The organism is Elusimicrobiota bacterium, assembly GCA_026388075.1.
In the GTDB taxonomy this organism is placed as follows: domain Bacteria; phylum Elusimicrobiota; class Endomicrobiia; order Endomicrobiales; family JAPLKN01; genus JAPLKN01.
Map to the genome: position 1 here is coordinate 1 of JAPLKN010000052.1, position 6,779 is coordinate 6,779.

Annotated in this window: 9 protein-coding genes; all 9 read left to right on the top strand. The window is 37.6% G+C overall.

The window, feature by feature from the left end; all coding sequences use genetic code 11:
- The first annotated feature begins 406 nt into the window (after nucleotides 1–406).
- Nucleotides 407–940, top strand: a complete 534-nt coding sequence (locus NT145_02515) for a nucleotidyltransferase domain-containing protein (GenBank protein MCX5781567.1) — start codon at nucleotides 407–409, stop codon at nucleotides 938–940.
- A complete protein-coding gene (locus NT145_02520) occupies nucleotides 937–1,188 on the top strand; it encodes a HEPN domain-containing protein (protein ID MCX5781568.1) in 252 nt (83 codons plus the stop codon). The genes NT145_02515 and NT145_02520 overlap by 4 nt, the downstream gene beginning before the upstream one ends.
- Nucleotides 1,103–1,378 carry a HEPN domain-containing protein gene (locus tag NT145_02525; protein MCX5781569.1) on the top strand — a complete coding sequence of 92 codons (276 nt, stop codon included), beginning with the start codon at nucleotides 1,103–1,105 and terminating at the stop codon, nucleotides 1,376–1,378. Before NT145_02520 ends, NT145_02525 begins: the two co-directional genes overlap by 86 nt.
- A 756-nt stretch (nucleotides 1,379–2,134) precedes the next feature.
- The gene (locus NT145_02530) at nucleotides 2,135–2,338 is read left to right on the top strand and encodes a type II toxin-antitoxin system Y4mF family antitoxin (GenBank protein MCX5781570.1); all 204 of its coding nucleotides are present in this window, start codon (nucleotides 2,135–2,137) and stop codon (nucleotides 2,336–2,338) included.
- On the top strand, nucleotides 2,322–2,645 hold the full coding sequence (locus tag NT145_02535) for a HipA N-terminal domain-containing protein (GenBank protein MCX5781571.1): 324 nt from the start codon (nucleotides 2,322–2,324) through the stop codon (nucleotides 2,643–2,645). The genes NT145_02530 and NT145_02535 overlap by 17 nt, the downstream gene beginning before the upstream one ends.
- Nucleotides 2,642–3,550, top strand: coding sequence for a HipA domain-containing protein (locus NT145_02540; GenBank protein ID MCX5781572.1), 909 nt, complete (start codon nucleotides 2,642–2,644; stop codon nucleotides 3,548–3,550). The genes NT145_02535 and NT145_02540 overlap by 4 nt, the downstream gene beginning before the upstream one ends.
- 251 nt (nucleotides 3,551–3,801) lie before the next feature.
- Nucleotides 3,802–4,146 (top strand): aspartate 1-decarboxylase, encoded by a 345-nt coding sequence (locus tag NT145_02545; GenBank protein MCX5781573.1) that lies wholly within the window; start codon nucleotides 3,802–3,804, stop codon nucleotides 4,144–4,146.
- A 145-nt stretch (nucleotides 4,147–4,291) separates the two neighbouring features.
- Nucleotides 4,292–5,440: a glycosyltransferase gene (locus NT145_02550; GenBank protein ID MCX5781574.1), complete on the top strand. Its 1,149-nt coding sequence runs from the start codon at nucleotides 4,292–4,294 to the stop codon at nucleotides 5,438–5,440.
- Nucleotides 5,441–5,914: 474 nt separating this feature from the next.
- A complete protein-coding gene (locus NT145_02555) occupies nucleotides 5,915–6,601 on the top strand; it encodes a CpXC domain-containing protein (GenBank protein ID MCX5781575.1) in 687 nt (228 codons plus the stop codon).
- The last annotated feature ends 178 nt before the right edge of the window (nucleotides 6,602–6,779 follow it).

Here is a 6,779-nt window from a genome sequence, read left to right on the forward strand (position 1 = left end):
GTTTTAGGAATCCGTGTCAAGCCAGGAAAGACGGTTAATAGTTAGTGACCCCCATAGTTTTCAAAGTCGAAAACTAGGCATGGGGGCTCCGATTTAGGAAAAACTTATCGAAGTCGGGAGAAACCAATGCAAACAACCGGAACCAGTCTTCAAAACCAGCGGGGAACGGAAAGAAAGGCGTTCACGAGTCCACTGGTTCACGGGTTCACGAGTTAAAAGGCAAGACGGGGGGAGAACTAAATACATGGCAACCGGGACTAGCTTACAGAACCAGAGAATAGAGACGATATTTTATTTAACTTTGCTTGTGAGCCAATCAATAGCGCAGCATTTCCCACTTGACAAATAGCTTTTCGTTCATTATAATGAACATACGTTCATTATAATGAACGATGAGGTCAATACAATGAACAAGATATTTACTTTCACTAACACGCAGAAAATACTGGAATTTCTGGCAAAATACCCGGGACATCAGTTCCTCGCTACAGAAATTCAAGACAATATTAAAATAAGCAAGGGCGGGCTTAATCAGTCTCTACGGGAACTGGCAAAAGAAGGCTTGGTTCATAGACTAAAAAAAGGAAAGATATTCTTATATTCTTTAAATCATTCCAATCCGATTGTTAAGCAATTCAAAATATTAAAGAATATTGAATCACTGATACCTTTAACAAACAAGCTTGGTGCAATTTCTGAAAAGATAGTGCTTTTTGGCAGTTCCGCACGGGGAGAAGATTCTTTTGAGAGCGATGTTGACTTGTTTGTTCTTACGAAGAATCCGGAAGAAGTAAACGAAGCAACAAGTAAATTAAAATTAGAAAGAAAACTGCAGCTTGTAGTGCGTACTCCGGTCAGTTATTCCAGCATGGGAAAAAAGGAACCCGTTTTTTTTGAAGAAATAAACAGGGGGTTAACCATTTGGGAGAAGAAGGAATGAATGCGGAATTTCAGGACTGCCTGAAAAGAAAAAAGATACAAGAATTTTCAAGAGGCGAGGCATTAATAGAAAAAGAAATTAAAACCGCCGGGCAAGATCTTGCTTCAGCAAAAGAAAGTTCAGGTTCCAAAAACTTTAAATGGTCTACAATTCAGTCGTATTATGCGATGTTTCATTCGGCAAGAGCTTTATTGTTTCTTGAGAATTTCAGGGGAAAAAAGCCACCACTGTCTGATAATTGCGCTTAGAGCTTTATACGTTGACAAAAAACTCCTGCAAGCAAGCCTCGTTGAAAGCCTTCAGAAAGCAAAACTCCTTAGAGAAAATGCTGATTATTATGATGATTGGTCTGAAAGTTCAGCAAAATCTTTAATTAGAGCTGCAGAACAGTTTTTAGATATCAGCAAGAAATTGATCTTAGATAATAAAAGCAAATAGATCAGCTCGTTTTGCTTACAACGAGAAAGTATTAAAACTTACAAAAAATGAGATTTTGACCATGCAACTCACCGGAACCAATCTTCTAAAGGACAGTAGTCAGTAGATAGTAGGCAGTAGGCAGAGGAAACAACAAAGACTGGATTCCCGATTACTACTTCGGGAATGACCCCTGCTGTTTTGATGCTCAAAACAAGATGCAGTGGCAGGCAAACTTGGGACTACGGAAGGGCAAGGTTTAATAGCGCGCTAATCACGGACCTGCCCCGATAGATATAAAAAGAGTATCTCACGGGGTAAAAAACGATTTTCAGTAAAATGGATGTTGGGAAAATAGTAAATCTTGTATAGCAAGACATGATTAAAAAACATTATATCAAATAGGGTATAATAGTTAGATTTCGTAAAATATTTATACCTTTTAGGGTATAATTTGTATAAATTTATAGATTTTTATACCCTATATGATATATCTTTTATAAAAAGTACTTGACATTATATCATTTAGGGTATATAATATTAGCTGGATAAACCCAGATTTTTCAATAGAAAAATCTGCACATAGTGCCGCACCATTAAAAAGCACTGAAAAATGAAGAGCTTAAATTGAGTGTCGGATGGAAATCTTGCGAACATTTTTCTTGAATACGTTATAAATGGTGCGGGGTTAACCCCGCACGCCGCGGCGCGCTGTCCCTTCGGGACAAATTTTGCAATCTGTTGCAAAATTTGGGATAAAGATATTGAGGTGAAAAAATGGAAATAGGAAAAAAAATTAAAGAGCTGAGGAAAGAAGCCGGCCTTACTCAAAGAGAATTTGCCACCAGAGTTGGGTTGGGGCTGAGGACTATTAGAGATCTGGAACAAGGCAAGAAATCCGCAAGAATGGATAAAGTCAACCAAATCCTGGCATTTTTTGGATATCATTTGGAGGCGGTAAAGAATGATAAAAAGTTATAGGAAGGCCTCTGTTTTTTTCAATGGTATTTTTGCAGGAATTATAGAAGAGACTGAAGGCGGATATAAATTCGGTTATGCCTCAAACTATGTTTCCAATGGCAGACAATTATCCGTTTCTTTGCCATTAAGATTAGAGCCCTATGAAAGCGATTCTTTTTTTAGTTTTTTTGAGGGGTTGCTTCCAGAAGGTTGGTATCTGGAAATTGTTTCAAAAAAATTTCACCTAGATAAGAATGATCTTTTTGGCTTATTGATTGCTACGTGCAAGGATACACCCGGGGCAGTTTCCATTGAGGAGATAAAATGACTTCATGCAGAATATGCGGCGATAATATTCAGAATAATAGTCAATATCACGATTATTGTTTGAAGAAGCTCTTTGGGGTTGATTATGTTCCGGGTTTTGATGTCTCGCTCCCTGAAATTTCGTTGAAAGCACAAGAGTCCGCGGGTAAGCTTTCTATATCGGGAATGCAGCCAAAGCTTTCCGTTAAATTAAACACAAGGTCCCGTATGCTCGAGGTTTATCCCGAGCACGGCGAATATATATTAAAGCCCCAGACGCAGTCTTTTCAGCACCTGCCGGAAAATGAAAATCTGTGTATGACAATAGCAGCACTAATGGGAATTGAAGTGCCGCCTCACGGCCTTATTAAATTAAAAGATAATACAAACGCCTATATGGTCAGAAGGTATGATAGAGAGAAAAAGAAAAAAATCCATCAGGAAAACTTCTTTCAAATATTGGGCATTAAAGATAAATATAGCGCATCGCATGAGGAAGTTGGCAGAAAGCTAAAAGAGATTTCAAATATTCCGGGGCTAGATGCCCAATTATTTTATGAGAGAGTATTATTTAATTTTATAATTGGAAACGGTGATGCGCATTTAAAAAATTTTTCTGTTATTTATACTGAAACAGGTGCAATTCGCCTGGCGCCGGCTTATGACATTGTTTGTTCTAAACTGGTAATTCGTGACGAAGAAGATTTCGCTCTCACTTTAAATGGAAAGAAAAATAAAATAACCGGAAAGGATTTTATCCAATTTATCACCTATCTGGATATTCCGGAAAGAGCCGTTCGGAATAAATTCTTGGATAAGAAAAATGTTTTTATTGAACAAATCAATAACTCCGAATTAACCTCCGAAGAAAAACGGTCCATGACTAACATCATAAGTGAGCGTTTTAATAGAGTTAATTGGGAATAAAATCAAACCAACTCCGCCTGCCCCGCTGATTTGGTTTCAAAGAAACCATGCGGGGGGGTTGGTTTGGTGATATCACTGTGACTATGGAACCATGGAAGAAGCGAAATCTTTAAGATCACAAATTGTGATTTCAAAAATGACGGATATTGATAGAAATTTTGAAATAATAAAATGTATTTGGTAGAATATGTCCTGCTCAGTTAAAGAAAGCCATTCAACCTGCGAGGTTGTACGGCAAGGAAAGGATTATTATGCGGTGGATGCTGAGATCAAAAATATTCAGAGCAATAGTAACAGAAGCCAACGTTAACTACAAAGGAAGCATTACTATTGACGAAGAACTGATAGAAAAAGCCGGATTTTGGCCGGGCGAAAAAGTGCTGGTTGTAAGCAATACGACCGGAAATCGCCTTGAAACATACGTTATTGTTGGAAAGCGCGGTTCGGGCACGGTTTGCATGAACGGGGCGGCGGCTCATTTAATAAAAAAAGGCGAAGAAGTTATTATAATGGGTTTTGAACTTACAGATAAACCTATTAAAGCCACATCCATTAAGGTAGACAAAAATAACAAGTTTACCGGTTATTTAAAATAGGGCTTATGAAAAACTTGTCAGCCCCTTGATTACACCGATTATTATTAGATTTCACAGATTACTTTAACGGCAAAATCAATGTAATCTATCTTTTATCAGTATAATCAGAGTTTAATGAAAATATTTTTCAGTAAACACTAAAATAATGCCACGCATATTATTCCTCTACGCAACCGACCATTCAGGCCACAAGAGAGCAGCTGATGCAATCCAAAAGAGTCTGTTATTTCACAATCCGCATTTAGAAACTTCTAGTATAGGTTTTTTTTCTCATCATTATCCGATTTTAGGACCCTTTCTGTTTAAACTATATGTAGACCTGATGCGTTCGGTTCCGAATATTTGGGATTATCTTTATAACAGCGAAGATATAGCTTCCCTGACCAAAGAACTCGGACGTTTTTTTGCTTCATTCAACGTTTCAAAAGTAACCCAGATTCTTTCAAAAACAAAACCTGACGTAATCGTGTGCACTCAAGCAATTCCGTGCAGTTTTATCGCTCACGAAAAGAAAAAAGGCGAAATCCGCATACCTTTAATTGCCGTAATAACAGATTTTGTGGCTAATCCCTATTGGCCGAATCACGATGTGGATTGCTACTGCGTACCGGATGAAGAAATTAAACTGCAGCTTATGAAAAAGAATATAAACGAAAAACGAATATATGTAACGGGCATACCCGTTGATAATTCATTCATAAGAAAAATTCCTAAATATGAGGCAAGGGCCAAGTTAGGCTTGAATCCTTATATGAATACAATCCTGATGATGGGCGGAAACCAAGGGCTGGGGAAGATCCTTAAAGCTGTAAAAAAATTAATAAAGTCAAAAAATAATCTGCAGTTCATAATTGCTACGGGTTATAACGAAAAGCTTTATAAAAAGTTAAAAAAAGTTTGTTCGCGGAACAAAAATATTTTAGTACTGGGGCATCAGAAAAATGTTTCTCGGTTGATGGATGCCGCAGATTTTTTAATAAGCAAGCCGGGAGGGCTGACTTCTTCTGAAGCTCTTGTAAAACTTTTGCCTATGATTATTCTTTCGCCTTTGCCGGGGCAGGAACAAAAAAATGCATTTTATTTAAAGAAACACGGTGTTGCGGAATTATGCAAAAATGTAAGAAATCTAAGTCAAATAGTAGTAAATTTCTATAAAAATAAAAACAAAATTATCAGGTTCCAAAGGAACGCGCTTGCTATCAGCCATCCTTATGCAAGCAATCAAATAGCTGAGCAAATAATTAAATTTATTAATCATAAAAATATAGCTTTTCGTTATCAAACTCATCATTAATTCGGTAAATTTAGTGCCTTGCAATGCTTAATAATAATATGCTATATTTTAATTCATTAAAAATGTATTACTTTGAAGATTTGTTTACAAAACAGGAGAAAGTCGCGGGGCTTGCCCGCCCTGTTTCGACAAGCTCAACATCCCGAGCAAAGTCGAGGGACTGCACCCTGGAATACTTTTCTTTACTTGCCTAAAGAAAAGTATTCAAAAGAAATGCACCCCGTGAGCTCCGCCGCGGCGGACTTCCGCATTCTTTATTTAAGGCGGTTTTTCAATGGTTCGGCAGGCTCACCATCCTGAGCTTGTCGAAGGACTCGCCCCTTCGGCTTCCGCCAGGATGGGGCTCAAACACGAAAAACCGAAGACTTCCTTAAAAATGCTCAACTCATAAGCGGCTCAATGGGAAAAAACTTTAAAAACGACTTTTAGATTATACGCATAAATCAAAAAATAATGAAGTCCTAAGGATCAAAAATGTCTTTATCCAGTCCGGAAGAAATAAGATGTCCTTGCGGGGAGGTTTTTGAGGCGGATATCTGGAATTCTATAAATGCCGTTGAAGATCCTGAACTAAAAGACGAGATAATAAACGGAGAAATAAATATTGTAAGCTGTCCGAGATGCGGGCAGATTTTCTACGCAGAGCATTTCCTCCTTTATCACGATTCCGAAAATGAATTACTCGCCTTTGTATATCCTTCAAGTTTTGTAGCTGATGCGGAACACTGGCAAAAGAAAATGGAAGAGGATTTCAAGAAAGCTACGGAAGAGATTATGCCGGAAGGAACAATGTCTTATAAATCCATTCTTATGTTCGGCCTTGATTCGCTTGTTGACTTAATTAGAGATGAACAGGAATTGGAAGATGAATCAAGTGTTTTAAAGTATTTTGCCGAAAGTTTTGATCTTTCAATTATAACTATTAAACCCTATTTTGCAAGAATCAACAAAATTCCAAGAACATTGCCTGTTTCTAAAGCCAAAGGGTTGGATATGCGCGCTGAAATAATAGAAGGAATTAAAGTGCTTTTAAAACATAACAGCCTTTTGTCGCATTACGAAAATTTTTTAAAAGTTATTGAAAATAATCCTGACTGGCAATTGGATAAAAGTTTTATCGCCGGCGGAGAAAACAAAAAGGCAAAAAAGCATTCCAAATAATTCTACAATCCTTCCAGAATGAAGCCCGAACTGAAACTCCGCCGACAGGAGAGACTGTGTCATAACTCCACGTGTTGTCATCCTGAACTTGGTTCAGGATCTCATTATCGTCGGGATGCTAGATTCTGAAATAAATTCAGAATGACATCAGGGATATATTTTAGCAATTATGACACAG

Excerpts from the sequence above, each read along its gene's own strand:
- NT145_02515 (MCX5781567.1), top strand. The coding sequence starts at position 407 with ATGAACAAGATATTTACTTTCACTAACACGCAGAAAATACTGGAATTT.
- NT145_02520 (MCX5781568.1), top strand. The coding sequence starts at position 937 with ATGAATGCGGAATTTCAGGACTGCCTGAAAAGAAAAAAGATACAAGAA.
- NT145_02525 (MCX5781569.1), top strand. The coding sequence starts at position 1,103 with ATGCGATGTTTCATTCGGCAAGAGCTTTATTGTTTCTTGAGAATTTCA.
- NT145_02530 (MCX5781570.1), top strand. The coding sequence starts at position 2,135 with ATGGAAATAGGAAAAAAAATTAAAGAGCTGAGGAAAGAAGCCGGCCTT.
- NT145_02535 (MCX5781571.1), top strand. The coding sequence starts at position 2,322 with ATGATAAAAAGTTATAGGAAGGCCTCTGTTTTTTTCAATGGTATTTTT.
- NT145_02540 (MCX5781572.1), top strand. The coding sequence starts at position 2,642 with ATGACTTCATGCAGAATATGCGGCGATAATATTCAGAATAATAGTCAA.
- NT145_02545 (MCX5781573.1), top strand. The coding sequence starts at position 3,802 with ATGCGGTGGATGCTGAGATCAAAAATATTCAGAGCAATAGTAACAGAA.
- NT145_02550 (MCX5781574.1), top strand. The coding sequence starts at position 4,292 with ATGCCACGCATATTATTCCTCTACGCAACCGACCATTCAGGCCACAAG.
- NT145_02555 (MCX5781575.1), top strand. The coding sequence starts at position 5,915 with ATGTCTTTATCCAGTCCGGAAGAAATAAGATGTCCTTGCGGGGAGGTT.